Raw genomic sequence first — 16,892 nt, forward strand, 5'->3', positions numbered from 1 at the left:
TCAACTATATTTTTGCCCTTGCTTTAAATTGAAAGCTGTACTTATTATATTTAGGAAATAATACTTAACAGCTTGAAAAGAAAAGACTTCCTCTACCTCACCGGAATGGGCATCAGTGCATCCATGCTAAGCAGGATACCAGTTTTTGGCTCACCCATTACACCGGGCACAAACCTGCAACCGGTTGACGTTGCCTTAAAAAAGAAAATGGCCGATGTGGTATTAAATGCTGCCCGTTCAAAGGGAGCTACTTATACCGATGTACGCATAGGCCGTTACTTAAACCAGTTTGTAGTAACCCGCGAAAACAAAGTACAAAACATTGTTGATACCCAATCATACGGTATGGGTATCCGCGTTATTGCTAATGGTTGCTGGGGTTTTGCCGCAACTGATAAATTAGATAACGATAGTATTGCCAAAGCAGCCGAACTTGCCGTAGCTATTGCTAAAGAGAATGCACGGATCCAAACAGATCCGGTTCAGCTGGTGGCTCAAAAAGGCTTTGGTGAAGTAAGCTGGAAAACTCCGATTGAAAAAAACGCGTTCGAAGTTCCGATAAAAGATAAAACAGATCTATTACTCTCAGTAAATGATGCCGCGATGAAAGGCGGGGCTAATTATGTAAATTCTATTCTGTTTTTAGTAAACGAGCAAAAGTATTTTGCATCAACAGATGGTTCATACATTGACCAGGATATACACCGCATATGGCCATTGTTCGAGGTAACTAAAATTGATTCAAAAACTGGAAAGTTTGAAACAAGGCAATCCCTGAGCGCACCACGCGGCATGGGGTACGAATACCTTATACCACGCGAAAGTGATAAAATAAAAGGGGTTGCAACGCTTTATCGTGATCGGTATGATATGCTGGAAGATGCCCGGGCCGCTGCCACCCAGGCAGAGCAAAAGCTTAAGGCAAAATCAGTTGAAGCAGGCAAGTATGATCTTGTTCTTGATCCTTCACATTTATGGTTAACTATACATGAATCTGTTGGTCACCCAACAGAGCTTGACCGCGTTTTGGGCTATGAGGCTAACTTTGCCGGTACCAGTTTCCTCACATTGGATAAATGGAAATCAGGCAAGTTTAATTTCGGCAGTAAAAATGTAAACATTGTAGCCGATAAAACCCAACCGGGATCATTAGGTGCGGTGGGCTATGATGATGAAGGCGTAGAGGCCAAAAAATGGGATATTATTAAGGATGGTACATTGGTTAATTACCAAACCATTCGTGATCAGGCCCATATTATCGGCTTAAAAGAATCGCAGGGATGTTGTTACGCGCAAAGCTGGCAGGATGTACAATTTCAGCGAATGCCAAATATCTCGTTACAACCCGGCAAAAGCACATTATCGCCTGCGGATATGATCAAAAATGTAGAAAAAGGCATTTATATTATTGGTGATAGCTCATTCTCTATTGATCAGCAGCGTTATAACTTTCAGTTTAGCGGACAACTTTATTACGAGATAAAGAATGGCAAAATTGTGGGTATGCTTAATGATGTGGCCTACCAATCAAATACACAGGAGTTTTGGAACTCCTGCGCCGCGGTATGCGATCAAAGTGATTACCGTTTAGGCGGATCATTTTTTGATGGCAAAGGGCAACCGGCGCAGTCAAGCGCTGTGTCTCATGGTTCGTCAACCGCGCATTTTAAAGGAGTTAATGTAATTAATACAGCAAGAAAAATTTAAAATATTATGGCCATATTAAGCGAAGATGATTGCCGGGCAATTTTAAAAAAGGCGCTCAGCTATTCAAAAGCCGACGAATGTGAAATTAATTTTACCGGGTCTGATTCCGGAAATATACGTTATGCCCGTAATACGGTTTCAACCAGCGGGGTTTTAAGCCAAACCAGCCTGGTTATTTCTTCGGCATTTGGTAAAAAATTGGGCGTTACCACCACTAACGAATATGATGATGCATCAATAGAAAAAGCCGTACGCCTTTCAGAGGAACTGGCACAGCTGGCACCCGAAAACCCGGAATATGTTCCGTTTTTAGGACCGCAAACCTATGCCCCGCCGTCAAAAACATTTGTACCTGAAACTGCCGCGATAACTCCCAACCAGCGTACAACCATGGTTGAGCAAAGTTTAAAAATAGCTAAAGACAATAAACTTAACGCGGCAGGCTTTTTGCAAAATAGCGCCAGGTTTTCATCCATGATGAACTCGCACGGACTTTTTGCCTATAATACCTCAACCGATGTAAATTTTTCTGTAACACTACGCACAGATGACGGGCTGGGTTCTGGTTATTCAACCAAAGGTTTTAATGATGTAAGTAAACTGGATACGCTTGCATTTACCAAAATAGCAGCTCAAAAAGCAGCTGGTTCAAAAGGAGCCAAAGCCATTGAGCCCGGCAAGTATACCGTAATTTTAGAACCAGCCGCGGGTATTGTACTGCTTGAACAATTGTATGGTGGTTTGGATGCACGCAGCGCTGATGAAGGCCGCAGCTTTTTAAGCAAACCCGATGGTAAAACCAAGCTGGGCGAAAAAATGGTTGATGAAAGGGTTAATATTTATTCTGATCCATCCCACCCCGATCTGCCAACCAGTAGCTGGACAAGCGACGGCAGTCCGCAGGAAAAAAGAAGCTGGATTGAAAAAGGAGTGATCAAAAACTTTACCTATTCGCGTTACTGGGCCCAAAAAAAGGGCGTAAAGCAAATACCAAGCCCTGATAGTATTATTATGGATGGCGGTAATGCGACCCTTGAAGAGCTCATCAAAGGAACTGAAAAAGGAATATTGGTTACCCGACTTTGGTACATCCGTTCTGTTGACCCACAAACGCTGCTGTTTACAGGGCTTACCCGCGATGGTACTTTTTACATTGAAAACGGACAAATTAAATTCCCGATAAAAAACTTCAGGTTTAATGAGAGCCCGGTAATTATGCTAAACAACCTGGATGCATTAGGAAAGCCAGAGCGCACAGTTAGCGGCGAATCATTTCAAAATGCATTAATACCGCCTATGAGGATACGTGATTTTACATTTACTTCATTATCAGATGCGGTGTAGAACATCAATCATATGGTGTAAAATTTATATTTAAAAAGGGCCGTGCTATTTGTTTGCACGGCCCTAACAGTATTAACTGAAATTATAAAGAACGAAACAAATCAATTGGGGTTTTTGATTGGAGCGCTTCCTGCTGCAGGAGGATTGATAACAAACTCGTCTGCCGGCACATCCCAGTAGTCAAGGAAATTGTAATTAATGGTCGCGTGAGTACTTAAAACTCCGTCGGCTCCCAGAACCACGGCATTTGTACGTCCTCCACCTTTAGATATGTCATCGGTAATCCCTAATCGCCTTGCATCATAGAAAGCAACACCTCTAAACACTAAGGCAACCCGCCGCTCTTTTCTTAACTCTTCTTTTGCAGCTGTTAAGCTTAATGATCCACTTAAAGCAGGCAATCCGGCCCCCTGGTAAGTTCTAACATTATTAATGCTCAATAAACCCGCTGCTATATTACCCGTATTTATTAAAGCTTCGGCTTTCATGAGTTCGTTTTCTTCGTAACTCCCGGCTATAAATAACTCATAATTACCCGGAGTTTTATCACTAAGAACCGCTACCCCGCCTTTATCAACACCATTAGCATCTAATAATTGCCACCTGGTGCTAAAAGTAAATCCGCCAACCTGGTTAATATATTTGTTTGTAGAAAAATTAACAGCAAGCCTTTTATCCCCCGGTTCATATTCCTGAATTAACCTTTCACTAACTTTAAACGTGCTTGATTTAGGCAAGCCGGTTGTCATGGCTGCAACTGATCCGCCACCCGCGGAGAAAAATCCATTAGTACCCGTTGTACGACCTGTGAATACAAAATCACTTGATTTAATACCAGCATTAGCCAACGTTAAAACCGCATTCCAGTCGGTAGCGGTCATTGCGCTTACTCTTTTGTTGGCTAATAAATTGCGGGCCTTCATCGTATTAATATTACGGATCCACATATCCGGAGTAAGTATGCCACCTTTACCTGTTTGTACAAAATCTGGCAATAATTTACCTAAAACTGTACTGTAATCCGAAGTATTTGTAATACCGCTTAATAATGTGCTTGCCTCATCAAAGTTTCTATTCGCCTCTGTTATCATGGCCGCGCTGGTAACATAAGTTGATACCAGGGCCGACGAATTGCCTATCCCTACAGTATTATCAATGATACCTGCGTAATAAATTGATCCAATTTTTGAATAGGCAAAGCCTTTCCACCAATAAGCCCATGCTTTTATAGTGTTCTTTTTGGTTGCCGCATCACCAGTAAATTTCACAGCCTCAACCAATGATAATACCTGGTTACAGGCATTGTTCAAGGAATACATATAGGCCCACTCGTAATAAAACATATTGGCGGGCTTTTTATCACGGGCATTACTTATCCTTATTACACTTTTGGAGGGTGATGTATTGGTAATTTTGGTTCCGTCATCTAATACTACATAATCAGGCAGATTAACCACATTGATGTTTTGGTTAGATGCCTCGGCCGATATATTATCGCCTAATAGCTCATGGAAACCAATCCCCAACGAAAAGTAACTATCGCCAAGCCAATTTTGGTTAGCAATAATGGTAGGATTATTTCCATTAAAACCACTCAGATAAACAGCTGCGGTTGATAACGAAATTATCCCCGGTTCGTCCTTGGCTTGTTCCAATGTTGGAGAGTTAGGATTTTTCACATCCAGCTCTTTCTTGCAGGATGATGCACCTATCAGGATGATCGCTGCAAAACAAATTGATAAATATTTATATTTTTTCATGTTTTTTAATTTAAGGGTCAATTAAAATCCAAGGCTTAATCCTAATTGATATGATTTACTGTTGGGTGTTGAACTGTTGTCAACTCCCCGGTCATATGCAGAGTTTGATGTACCTGAACTAACTTCAGGATCAAATCCGGTGTATTTGGTGAAGGTTAAAATATTACGGGCGGCAAATGTTAACAATACCCTTTTAAAGACTTTGTTAGCTATTAACGACGTAAAATCATATCCTACAGAAAGGTTTCTCAATCTGACGAAAGATGCATCTTCATAAAAATAGTCTTTAGTTCCATTTCTTGCCGGACCATTCCTTGCGCCAAAATAATCTGCATATATGCTTCGGTAATAAGCGGTATAGGCCGCTGTTTGGCCGTCGATAGTTACCGGTTTATCATAATCGCTGCTTATGCCATCACGGTACATCCACTCTTTGGTTTGGTTGTATAAATGACTGCCATGAACCCAGTCAAACTGGAAACCAAATGAAAGGTGTTTGTAATTAAAGCTGTTGATAAATGACATGTTGAATTTAGGGTTTGGATCACCTAATGAATATACTTCATTGGTAAACTGTACCCCTTTGGTAGTTTTATCTACTACCCTGCCATCAACTATTTCATATTTTCCATAATCTGCCGGTTGGATATATGGAACGCCTTCCAGGTTTTTCTGGTCAAGACTTGTCAGTGCTTTATAACCATAAATCTGACCAATTTTTGATCCTGCAATCAAAACCTCCTGTGTGCTTCCGGCTGCCGACGTTAAAATGATCCCTGGTCCGTCTACTTTATCAATTTTTGATGTTTGGTGACTAAAGTTGGTAGTAACATTCCAGTTAAAATCTTTTGCTTTCAACACGCTGATATTTAGCGATGCCTGGATACCATTTGACGACAGATCAATAGCATTTGTTTTTAACGTTAGCGGACCTGTAGATGGCGCTATACTAACATCAAAAATGGAGTTGGTACCTTTACGGTTCCAGTAAGTTACGCTTAAATTAATATCGCTTAACCAGTTGCCGTTAAATCCTTTGATCCCAATATCTGTACCTATCTCCAACTCCCTTGATACTTCCACATTCAGGTTTGGATTTTTTTGGGCATTTAGCAAAGCAAATGTTAATGAGCTACCCACATTTTTAGGATCTAAAGTGAGGTATCTGTCAAAAGGTTTAGGCTGTATCCCAGCTTTACCAAAAGCCGCTCTTAGTTTAAATTCAGGTATCCTGTTGCCCAGGCTGCCGTTTTTCCAGAAATCAAACGATGACGGTCTGATGTAAGCGTTGGCATTGGGAAATGTGAATGGTTTTGAACCCTGGCCAAAGGCAGATGAATAATCGCTTCTGAAACCACCACCAATACCACCATATTCACCAATATCAATTTTTTGGTTAACTACATAACCGTAGGTTACAAAGGGTTCTGTATAATCCTGCAGCACCTGCTGAGTTTTGGTTTGAATAAAGTTGTAAATTGGGTAGCTGGGCAGGCTATATCCGTAAGTTTGGAACTGATTAAGATTGTTTTTCCTATAATCATACTGTAATAATGTACTGGTTGTTATAGGAACATTTAAGTCAAAATCTTTTTCAAAGTCAGTTCTGATCGTTGCCGATCCATTAAAATTCTGAAAAGTTGTATTGTTACTTTGTTTATCAACCTCACCGGTATTATCACTGTTGTTATTTAAAGAAACCCATGATTCCAGGTCATTAGAGTTTGCGTTACCCGATTGATTTTGATAAATGTAATTGATATCCTGATGGGTATAGTTTATCCCATATTTCGCGCTCAGCTCAATAAACTTATTGATCTTGTAATCGGCTTGTATGTTCTCAATGATGTCTACCCGATTATCTTTTTTACTTGCATATTGTAAATTATAAAACGGGTTATTACCATTAACGCTCACCGTACCTGAATTTAAGGAGTAAGGATAATTTCCGTCGGGTAATTTTTGATTGAAATCATAAAAAGGTGAAGCATTTAACGCGTTGAATATAGCATTACCGCCTGTGCCGAAAGATGGATTTAGCGTATTTTTGGTATATATCAGCTGTGTTATTGACCTTAATGTAAAACCTTTAAATAACTCGGTGCCTATATTAGCAGTTAAATTGGTTCGGTCATTATACCCATTTCTAACAATATTACTTTGCTGGTGATTGTTAGAAATATTTAAAGCATAATCACTTTTATCCGATCCGCCAGACACTGAGATACTATTACTCCGGGTGTAGGCCGTTTGGAATAATTGTTTAAGGTGATCATAATATTTAAGGTTGGTGCCATATTGCTGACGCGCAATGTTTAATGGATTTGACATTGCAGTTGGGTTTCCATTACCAGAAGGAAATGCCCATGTAATACCGGGATAGGTACCATCTTCGTCGAGTTTAATGATGTTGCCGCTGTCGTCAATAAAATTACCTGATGCATCCGTCTTAAAACTGCTGAGCTTTGCCTGGTGTACATTGCCGTTATTGATATAATTACTTGCCGAAACACTGCTGGAAACGTCTATTTTAACTTTCCCTTGCCCCTTTTTAGTAAATATCTGGATTACACCGTTAGCTCCMTGGGCTCCATAAATGGTAGATGCTGCCGCACCCTGTACAACCTCAATATGATCAATACTTGACTGATCAAGCAGACTGATATCCGTCGACCTGGATTCAACCCCATCCAACAGGATCATTGGAGATGTGCTTCCCTGTACCGTATTGATACCACGAAGAATGATGTTGGTACGGGCGCCAGGTGTTCCATCTGTAGAGGAAATTTGCGCGCCGRCAATTTTCCCTACCAACGCCTGATCAATAGAGGCTTGCGGGGTTGATGCCAGGTTTTTACCAGCTATAGATTCTACCGCTATGGCCAATTTGGCCTTACTGGTTGCCACACCCGAACCTGTTACCACCACTTCATTTAATTGCTTAAAATCAGAACCCATTAAAACATTAATTACACTTTTGTTTTCAATAGGAACTTCGACTTTAGAAAAACCAATAAACGAGAATACCAGCGTGGTTCCCTTTGCTGGTACACTTAAAGAATACTTACCTGAACCTGAGGTTTGGGTACCTATTTGTAAACCCTTTACGCTGACGCTTACCCCGGGAATAGGTAAGCCATCATCTTTTGCGGTTACGGTACCAGTAATGGTTCGATTTTGGGCRTAAGTATATTGGCAAAATAAGGCCAATAGAATCCCAATCAAGTTTTTGAGGAAACTTTTTTTCATACTTAAGATCAGCTATTAGTTAATAATTAAACACCCACAATATAATTTGTAGCATTTACCTTACAAACAATTACTATCTTTTTAGTATTTTCTTAAAAAGCCTCACTTATTCTCTGTTAATTATTTACTTTTTTCAATTAAATACATATATTTTTATCAATTAATCAATATAAATTATAAAATATCTTTTTACAAGAAGAAAAAAAGTTGATTTCTCACAAAAAAAATACAATAAATTTCACATATTAATATAAAATTTAAGTTTTGGATTTTATTTTTTTAACAAATCAGATAAATCGATAAATCACATTTAAAAATATCTATTTTATTTACTTAAAACTTAAATTAAAGTTTAAACAGGAGTAAATAAAAGAAAGTAAGAATAAAAAATTGCCCTATAAATTGATTTTATCCAATTATTTTTAAATTAAATAGATTAATAGCCCTCAAAAACTTTCAATTAATGTCTTCCAGCAGAAAATTTTTATTTTTAATAGAAGATAGGTTGTAAATTTGCTTGTTAGCGCTATTTGCCTTCAACCTTCTTCGAAAATTGATTTTGCAAATCGTTAATTTCCGCGTCATATCCTTTTCTATCTATAAAGGCAGCCGGGTTATAAGCATCACCTGGCTTGTGTTTGGTATGAAGCCCAAACTGGCTGGCATGTGAAGAAAGCCAGATATCGAATGTTAGTTTTTTCATAGCATCTAACGTGTATGCATAATCTTTGGCGATATCAGGGTATGCAGGTATGGCTGAAAAACTTTTTTCTGTAACTATGGTAGGCATGTTAGCTATGAGTACCCTATATGACCTGTGTTCATCTTTTACATCAAACAGAAAGCTGCAGGAACCTTTGGTATGGCCGGGATGGTGAAGCATAACAAGGCGCATGTTGCCTAACTTTATCGTATCGCCATTGTGCAATAAGCGATCAGCCTTAACCGCTTTATATGTGCTGCCGTTACCCCCTAAGGCGTAATCCGAACTGCCGCCATCGGCCATTATACCTGCATCTTTTTCATCCACCATCATTTTGGCACCCGTTAATTTTTTTATGGTTGCCATTGCACCCATATGGTCAAAATGAGCTTGCGTTGTTAACAGAATTTTGGTATCAGTAAGTTTAAAACCTAAGGCTTCTATATTGGCTTTGATCATGGGCGCCGATGCAGCAAGCCCGGTATTGATGAGTATGTTTCCCTGCGGTGTAACTATGAGGTAGCAGGCCAGGTCATAGGTGCCTACATAGTACAGATTACCTGCAATTTGAAATGACTGATAAGGTTTAGACCATTCGGGAGATGTGTTTTGAGGCTCGGCTACTTTTTGAGCAGATGCCAGAAAACTAACGAATGACAGGCTGATCAACAGCGCTGTCTTTTTAAGTGCGTATTTAAGCATATAGGTAAATAATAGCTAATATATGCTTTAATTAAATTATTGGCTATCTTATTATTTTGAATACTTTGTTACCTCAACCAACCACTTTTTGGTAAAAGCTCAAACATTTACTATAACTTTTTCGAGATTCTAATGGTAATAATAGGAGCCATTTAACTCCAAGCCACTAATCCGTTTTTCTGAAATAGTGGTATCCAGAGATACACGTCGGCTAAAAGTATTGATGCAGACACTTTACAAAGTGATGCGGTAGCAGTTATAGCATCGTAAAGGTTATCTTCTGTTTGGCATACCGTGAGCAAAATATATTGCGTTTCGGTGAGTTCGGTCATGGTTACCTTATAATTTTTGCGACTTACGGCCAAAAAAGTTTTCTGCGGCGATGGCAATTCATAATCCTCGCCCCGGTAAATGGCTGTAAAAAAACGGATCATCGAAAACTCCAGCTCCAGCAATTGCAAACAAGCAGGAACAGATACTTTAACAATATTGAAAAGAATATCCTGGATATTTATTCCTTCATCACGTTGAGTATCATCTTCTGTTCCTGGCGCGCGTATGGCTTCCTGCCGGGCTCTTTCCAATTTGGTTAAGGCTACCGGGAGATCCATAAAATCCTGAAGGTCATCACCAACCATACCCTGCGGCTTTGTTTTAGCTAAAAACAAAGGAAAAGCCTTGCCCAGATCATATAACGTGAACGATGTGGACGGATGATAAAGCAGGTAAGCTTTGGCAAAACTGTCAAACACTTCATCACCCATAAATTTTTTGCTGATGGGATAATCAGCATACATGCAATCCAACAGACGCATTAAATACCCCGAACTGTACACATTTAAACGGGTATAAACGGAGGCTTTCCCCTCGTTGGCTACCACATCCATTTCACTCAGCGCATACAAATGCCTTGCCTGCCCCAGTTTTTGAGGCAGGTGGCCCGGCGTCATCACTACGGTTTTGAGCCAGTTTTGTAATAATGCCAATTTTTGATCCTTAACCATTTGCTGCCTGTAATTGAAAATCAACCGGATTTGATACGGGCTGATGTTCGGATTTATTAACGCCCTGAACGGGGATATTACCTTTTAAAGCTTCGCGGGCTTTATACAGTTCAAGCAACAAATCGGGGTAATCGGGTATTTTGGCATCCCACTCCAACAAGGTGCTTACACCACCGGTTAATTGCTGCGCCTGCGTATACAATTTCCAAACTTCAGTCGGTACGGGCTGGTCATGGGTATCTATCAGCAGATCGCCGCAATCTGTTGGGCCGGCAATGTGCATTTGTACAATATGCTGATGCGGCAAATTATTGATATAATGAGGGGCATCAAAGTCATGGTTTGTTGCTGATACAAACACATTGTTTACATCAAGCAATAAACCACAGCCGGTTGTAGTGGTCAATGACGACAAAAAGCTCCACTCAGGAATGGTTGATGCCTTAAATTGCAGGTAAGTTGATGGATTTTCCAATATCAGCGGCCTTTTTAAATAGTCCTGTATCCGCATCACCCGTTCGCAAACATGCGCAAGGCTTTCCTCGGTCATGGGCATGGGCAGCAAATCGTGCGTATTGGTATAAGCAACACCAGTCCAGCATAAATGGTCCGAGATCCATTCCGGCTCAATGGCTTCGGCCAGCGCCTTCAGCTTTTCAAGGTATATAAAGTTGATAGGATCGGTACTGCCAACAGATAACGAAACCCCGTGCATTACCACAGGCACCTGTTTGCGTACATGCATCAGCACATGGCGGGCAAAGCCAAAATCATCCATAAAGTTTTCGCTGATGATCTCGAACCAATCCACCTGGGCCGGGTTATTCAGCAGATAATTAAAATGCTTGTTACGTAAACCCACGCCAAGGCCCAAATTTGGAAGGCCAAGGCGTGGTAAAATATTGTTATCCATGGGTTATGGTTTTTTTAGGTTGATGGCGGAAATGCTAAACGCAAATCGCTTGGTTTTGGTTTTTCGGGCACTGGCAATCCTCTTTTCTCTAAAACCGCGCGATATGCTTTCCAGGCCACATCATAAACCAGTTCGCCTTTTTCGTAATCAAGTACGTCGAACGATTTTGGGTTAAAACCGGGCTTGTCGCCAAAATCATATAACTGCATGCGATATTCATCGCCCTCTTTTAATTCGGGATACATTTGTGATGCCGATATTGGAACCGCGCAACCACCTAAGGCCTTACAGGCATTGTCAGCCGGCGGACTGAAAAGCAGGTTATTAGCCTCGGGCCAGCCTGGCTGCGTTTTGTAAAAGGCAGCAAGTGATACTCCACAAATTCCGCCGCCCTTTGTTGTCTGCACAAAACCGCAACCACCTTCTGTCTTGCAGTCATTTGATCCTTTGCAGGTATGATATACTCCGGTTGTCGCACATTTTTCAGGATCGTCTTTCAGCGTATCATCCAGGCTCATGCCCTGGCAGGCATGATATAAATGTTCGGTACGATCTATAGGCGGATCAAGCGGCGAGGATATACCTAAGCCGATATTGGGTGCCTTGCCAAAAATAGCCCAGCAGATTGACATCCTGTCGCCCGAACCACCCATAGACGGGTAAGGGAATTTGGTTTTTGGATTCTTAAAATAATCATTCAGCACCTTGGTTACACCGGCAATAGCGCCTGTTGATGCGCGGCTGAATAAATCAAAATTGGCTCCCTCTGCAGTATCGTTCAGTTTCAGCCTGTTTAAAGCTCCTGCTATATCGGCAGAGGCAGGCAACTGTGGGTTATGCGCGGGATCATAAACCGCGGTTTGTAATGACTCAGCCGTCCAGGAGTTGCCCTGTGCATGCCATTGATCCCAAGTAACAATGCCACCTTCTTTTATCAACCCAAGCACAAAGGCAAAAGTTTCAAAATGGTCCATCTTTCCAAATTGATCACGGGCATCGGCTTTGGCAGATGGCGCATCGGCACCTGAGGCCGTGTACGATGGATATTTGTTGCGTAAAACCGGGCAGCTTGGCCTAAACTGGTCTTGTACAATATCAAGGTTTATATGCTCATTGGCGCTTTTGCTTTTATTCATCCTATCCAGCATCTCTTTAATAACGCCACCGCCTTCTCCCTGGTCGGTAATGCCGTTTATCATGTTCATGGCATCAAGCAGTGCTGCCTCCGATGCGGTATTMTGGATACTGGTAGCTATACCCGGGTATTCGTCAGATCCGGGATCAAGCGGATCGGGATGTGGTTTCGGCTCCATCCTTTCGGGATTAAATATCTCTTTTTGTACTGCGGGATCACTACCAACTTTTCCTTTTTCAAAAACAATATCCCAAAGGGTTGTGCCATCTGTATAGGTTATAGAAAGATAGTTCCACAATTGCAGGTACATGTTCCCTATTGATCCAAACCAGGGCAAATCAGTGCCGGGTTTCCAGTTGTCAAAAGGTGCTTTTTCGCTGTATTTTGATATTTTTTCAGGGTTAAGAACTTTTTCGGCATCGTTCTCGGTTTGCTCAATAGCCAAAAATAAGTGCAATTGCTCCACGTTCATAGCTCCCGTTTTAACTTTTATCTGATTATACGGCGCAATGCAATCCTCAAAATCAAGAATATGTGGCAATATGGTTTTATCATCGCCATAACATTTCCAGGCATACGTTTCTTCGTCCTGCAGGGGCTCGCAGGTAAATTTAGGATCGTAACCAATTACCTTGGCCAGGTTTGATATAATTTGCAGGTGCAGCATTTCGGCTACAAAAACACTAAAAACAGCATTAAACGCTTTCTCATTAGCCTTTTGAGGTTTGGCGGTTGCCGCCATGCCCGGCCAGATACGGCCTTCGTAAAAATTGTTTCCTTTACTGTTTATCTCATGCATTCCTTGTAAGGAGTAAAGTGAGGTCATGTACAAGGGAATAGTAAACAGTTCAACGTTTACAGCGGCCTGCACTATGGCATGCAGCGCCTGTTCATCTATCTCCTTGAAGGAAACAGGCCGGTCTTTCAGCCGGTTATCATGCGTAAATAATAGGGTACTTTTCATGGTTAAGGTATTTAGATTTATAATTTGGATTGAGGATGGATGGGTATTACACCGTTCGACAGATCTTCGAGCGCTTTTATTCCCGGCAAAAACAAGAGTAAGCTGCCATCTGTACGGATAAAACGCTCAAGGCCTTTCATTTCTACATAGGAATCACCAGGATTACCAGGCAAGTAATCAAATTCATTATAGTCTGATATACTTTTATTAGGCGGACCAAATAGCGGATCGAAGCCACTGGCATTGGGGCTGTCATCCTCTGACCTGAAACCGCCCTGCCGTATCCACGAATCCATAATAAACACAAACTGCTCACTTAAATTGGCACAAATAAACAGGCCAGCTAATCCTCTTTGAATTCCTTCGGGTTCGTTTTCAACATAATCGGGACCATAAGGCCCTGCCCTGCGCATAATCCGTCGTGACTCTGCATAAGATGGAGTACCATCAGCATTTTTATTTCCGGTTACCTTTGTATCATCCCTTGGGTTGGTACGCCTGATATGAGCAGCATACGGGCATAACCGCCCCAGGTCGTCATTATTGCCTTTACCCTGCTGGTTAGGTGTATGGTTAATGTAGTTGAAATTTGTATAATCAAAATCCTTCAGGTCGGGGTTTGGTTTATCCGGCGAAACCACCAACGGCGTTCCGTCAAACCATCGACCACACATTTTTGCGGCCACCAACTCAGGGCTTGCACCTTCCGGGGGATTATTTATAAACTTATTAAAAGCCTTTACATCCTGATATAATAATCTAAATGCGGCAAAGCTCCCATTCTCTAACAACGGATTAGGGGCATAAGCAGGAGAAAGAGGGTCAGCAGAGAAATTTTTTATACTGATAACAAAGTTATCAAGCGGCACAATCTTCCTATCGTCAATAAGGCTTTTGCCCGATAATAAACGCCCCTGCACCGTATTCCATGGCACATTGGCTAATCTCGGTTGCGAAAAGCTATCCTTATAGCCAAAATGAATATAATCGTTACCTTTAGGTAATGGTTCCGAATCTTTAAAAAACACCGGGGTCATTGACTCCCCTTTAGCACCTGCGGGAATCATCCCTAACAGGGTTTGATAATAGCTTTTAAGGCTATCATTGTCATGAGCAAAAAGGCTTACCTGTACGTGCAGGTCTGATCCATCGGCAACCGGATCCTGGGGTGCCAGCCATCCGCCAGATCTTTTCCACCATAAAGCGGGTGCACTATCGTCGCTATCACCAATTTTTCCAGCAGTTTTGACAGCTCCGGATTTAAACCATTTAAAAAATTCCAAACTATCGTTATTCACAGTTTCAAACTGATCCTGATCTATTAGTTTTTTAAGGCCGAAAACAGTTAAACCAACATTTAAACAATAATCCGGCTTTTGGCCATTTCTCCAGGGGGCGGCCGTTGTAACCTTAAGTAATTCGGTACTGCCAGGCAATATTTTTTTACAAAACAGCCGTGCGCCTTCCACATCATTTATTTTAAACACAATATAGCGAACGTAGGGTAAATTATACCCCCGCAGTATTAAGCCTTGTATATCGCCAAGTTTAGGCTCAGCGACGGTATTAATATCATTCAGATTTAGGTTCATCATGGAGAATAGATTTTAAATAAGGCCCAGCGTATTTCAGCAGGGCCTGGCAATTATTTAACACTCTTCGGGTGGTACTGATGGATCAAAATGAATAGGCACTGCCGGTGAAGGCCACAGATCCTGTGCATCGGGATAGTTCTTTAATATTTTGCCTATGGTTAAGCCCGGGAAGGTAAAACCAAGGATGAATTTTTGCCCCGGTGCAGATGTTGTGGCCGCCGGTATGGTTGGATCAGAAAAATTATACCGCATTAATAAACAATTAAATGCGGCTTTATTATCCTTCACCCCACCTCTTTCAAGGATGCGGACTGCCGAAGTTCCGTCGGTAGGTTTCACAATACCTGTTTCATCCATTGCACTTAATACAAGGTTGAGCCCAAATTCTATTTTGGGGTTATCAACAAAGGAGCTGATATAAGGCACAAAATCAGCATCATAAATTGCCTGTACAACAAATAAGCCCCTGTCATCCATAGCCTCGAAGCTTGGTATAGGAAGCCCGGCCGATTTACCTGCCGGCAAGTAATAAAACATAAAAAAGTGTACCCCTGTTAAAGCGCGGATATCATCGCCGGGTATTACTGCGTTTTTAAGTGTTGTTAATGCTTCATTAACACTTTCTGATGATTCTTTTTTTACAGGAAGGAACAGAAAAAGCATGTGCTGCTGTTCGGTCTGGGTTAATTGTGTGATGGGAGATGCCACTGTATTTTTTGTTTAGGTTTATTTTTACCTACTCTTTTAAGGCTTTTCGGTATCCGCCGGTTACATAAAATTCTTATATATTAAAGCATAGTTTACACGTTTAGCAGTTTTTACTTGCTATTAATTCGCTTTAGTTATATCTACTTTGGTTATATTTCTTTACAATAGTTTATTTTCAGTTACATTGCCAAACCTGTAACTTATACTTACCTCATGCGTGTTAATATTTATACCACCCAGGTTATTTGACGATGTGCCAAACTGATAACTATACCCTACCCTGAATGCTTTGCCAATCACCGATAGCATAGCCGCAGCTTTTTTATCGGTACGATAATTTAGCCCTACGCCCAGTTGCTCTTTCAGGTATAATGTACCTGATACATTTGCCAGAACCGGCGATCCGTTTAAATAGGAAACCAGTGTTGCCGGTTTAAACTTTACATCATCACTCACATCGGCCAGGTACGCACCTGTAAAGTAATAGTGCGTGCGCAGGTAATTGGCCTGCTGTTCAGATGCTGTACCCAAACTACGGATAGTAAACTCAGGCACCGAGAGGCCGAGGTAGTAGCGGGCGCTATATAACATCACTCCAAAACCTATATTGGGTTTTGTTTCGCGCACATCATTCATAAACTGCGGGTCTGATGCATCCAACTGAGAGTAATTACCTACATAGTTGCGAATACCCGCATTTAAAGCAACGGCAAGGTAGCTGGTTTGGGTTAACTGTATTCCTTTAGCAAAAAACGCATTAAACTCTATCTGGTGCTCAACAGCGGCCTGATCATTCAGTACATAAATCCCTGCCGCGCTATTAATTGATTCAATAGGAAAATTGGCATTAAACATCAAGCTGCTTGGCGCTCCATCTATTCCTATAAACTGCTTGCGCCCCAGCACGCTCACCGAACCTGCTTTATCAAGCATTGAATAAGCCGAATTTACCGACGTAAGGTTGTCGGCGTATTGGCTGTAATTATAAATCTGTTGCTGGGCAAAAACCCGGCTACCGGTAATTAATACCAGCAGCAGACTTAGACTTAAAATTGTTGTTATTTTGAACATAAATACCCGTTTCTATCCCTTTATTTTTAATGTTTAT

11 protein-coding genes are annotated in these 16,892 nt (G+C 41.3%); 2 read left to right on the top strand and 9 right to left on the bottom strand.

Annotated elements, in window-relative coordinates; genetic code table 11:
• Nucleotides 1–72: 72 nt before the first annotated feature.
• Nucleotides 73–1,707: a TldD/PmbA family protein gene (locus AC1DRQ_RS14600; protein ID WP_477425439.1), complete on the top strand. Its 1,635-nt coding sequence runs from the start codon at nt 73–75 to the stop codon at nt 1,705–1,707.
• Between the two features lie 6 nt (nt 1,708–1,713).
• Nucleotides 1,714–3,051 (top strand): TldD/PmbA family protein, encoded by a 1,338-nt coding sequence (locus AC1DRQ_RS14605; RefSeq protein ID WP_477425440.1) that lies wholly within the window; start codon nt 1,714–1,716, stop codon nt 3,049–3,051.
• Nucleotides 3,052–3,152: 101 nt separating this feature from the next.
• On the opposite strand, the gene AC1DRQ_RS14610 is transcribed toward AC1DRQ_RS14605, so the two are convergent.
• From AC1DRQ_RS14610 to AC1DRQ_RS14650, 9 genes are all read right to left on the bottom strand, one after another.
• On the bottom strand, nt 3,153–4,811 hold the full coding sequence (locus AC1DRQ_RS14610) for a RagB/SusD family nutrient uptake outer membrane protein (RefSeq protein WP_477425441.1): 1,659 nt from the start codon (nt 4,809–4,811) through the stop codon (nt 3,153–3,155).
• A 21-nt stretch (nt 4,812–4,832) separates the two neighbouring features.
• The gene (locus tag AC1DRQ_RS14615; protein ID WP_477425442.1) at nt 4,833–8,060 is read right to left on the bottom strand and encodes a SusC/RagA family TonB-linked outer membrane protein; all 3,228 of its coding nucleotides are present in this window, start codon (nt 8,058–8,060) and stop codon (nt 4,833–4,835) included.
• Nucleotides 8,061–8,586: 526 nt separating this feature from the next.
• The gene (gene bla, locus AC1DRQ_RS14620; protein WP_477425443.1) at nt 8,587–9,465 is read right to left on the bottom strand and encodes a subclass B3 metallo-beta-lactamase; all 879 of its coding nucleotides are present in this window, start codon (nt 9,463–9,465) and stop codon (nt 8,587–8,589) included.
• A 152-nt stretch (nt 9,466–9,617) separates the two neighbouring features.
• Nucleotides 9,618–10,469: an HvfC/BufC family peptide modification chaperone gene (locus AC1DRQ_RS14625; RefSeq protein WP_477425444.1), complete on the bottom strand. Its 852-nt coding sequence runs from the start codon at nt 10,467–10,469 to the stop codon at nt 9,618–9,620.
• Nucleotides 10,462–11,382, bottom strand: a complete 921-nt coding sequence (bufB, locus tag AC1DRQ_RS14630; protein ID WP_477425445.1) for an MNIO family bufferin maturase — start codon at nt 11,380–11,382, stop codon at nt 10,462–10,464. Before bufB ends, AC1DRQ_RS14625 begins: the two co-directional genes overlap by 8 nt.
• 14 nt (nt 11,383–11,396) lie before the next feature.
• The gene (locus tag AC1DRQ_RS14635) at nt 11,397–13,481 is read right to left on the bottom strand and encodes a ferritin-like domain-containing protein (protein WP_477425446.1); all 2,085 of its coding nucleotides are present in this window, start codon (nt 13,479–13,481) and stop codon (nt 11,397–11,399) included.
• Nucleotides 13,482–13,498: 17 nt separating this feature from the next.
• Nucleotides 13,499–15,076 (bottom strand): hypothetical protein, encoded by a 1,578-nt coding sequence (locus tag AC1DRQ_RS14640; RefSeq protein WP_477425447.1) that lies wholly within the window; start codon nt 15,074–15,076, stop codon nt 13,499–13,501.
• 54 nt (nt 15,077–15,130) lie between these two features.
• Nucleotides 15,131–15,784: a hypothetical protein gene (locus AC1DRQ_RS14645; RefSeq protein WP_429399293.1), complete on the bottom strand. Its 654-nt coding sequence runs from the start codon at nt 15,782–15,784 to the stop codon at nt 15,131–15,133.
• A gap of 159 nt (nt 15,785–15,943) precedes the next feature.
• Entirely contained in the window at nt 15,944–16,855 is a 912-nt protein-coding gene (locus AC1DRQ_RS14650) for a PorP/SprF family type IX secretion system membrane protein (RefSeq protein WP_477425448.1), read from the bottom strand.
• Nucleotides 16,856–16,892 lie beyond the last annotated feature (37 nt).

It is taken from the genome of Mucilaginibacter sp. P4_E8, from assembly GCF_056401495.1.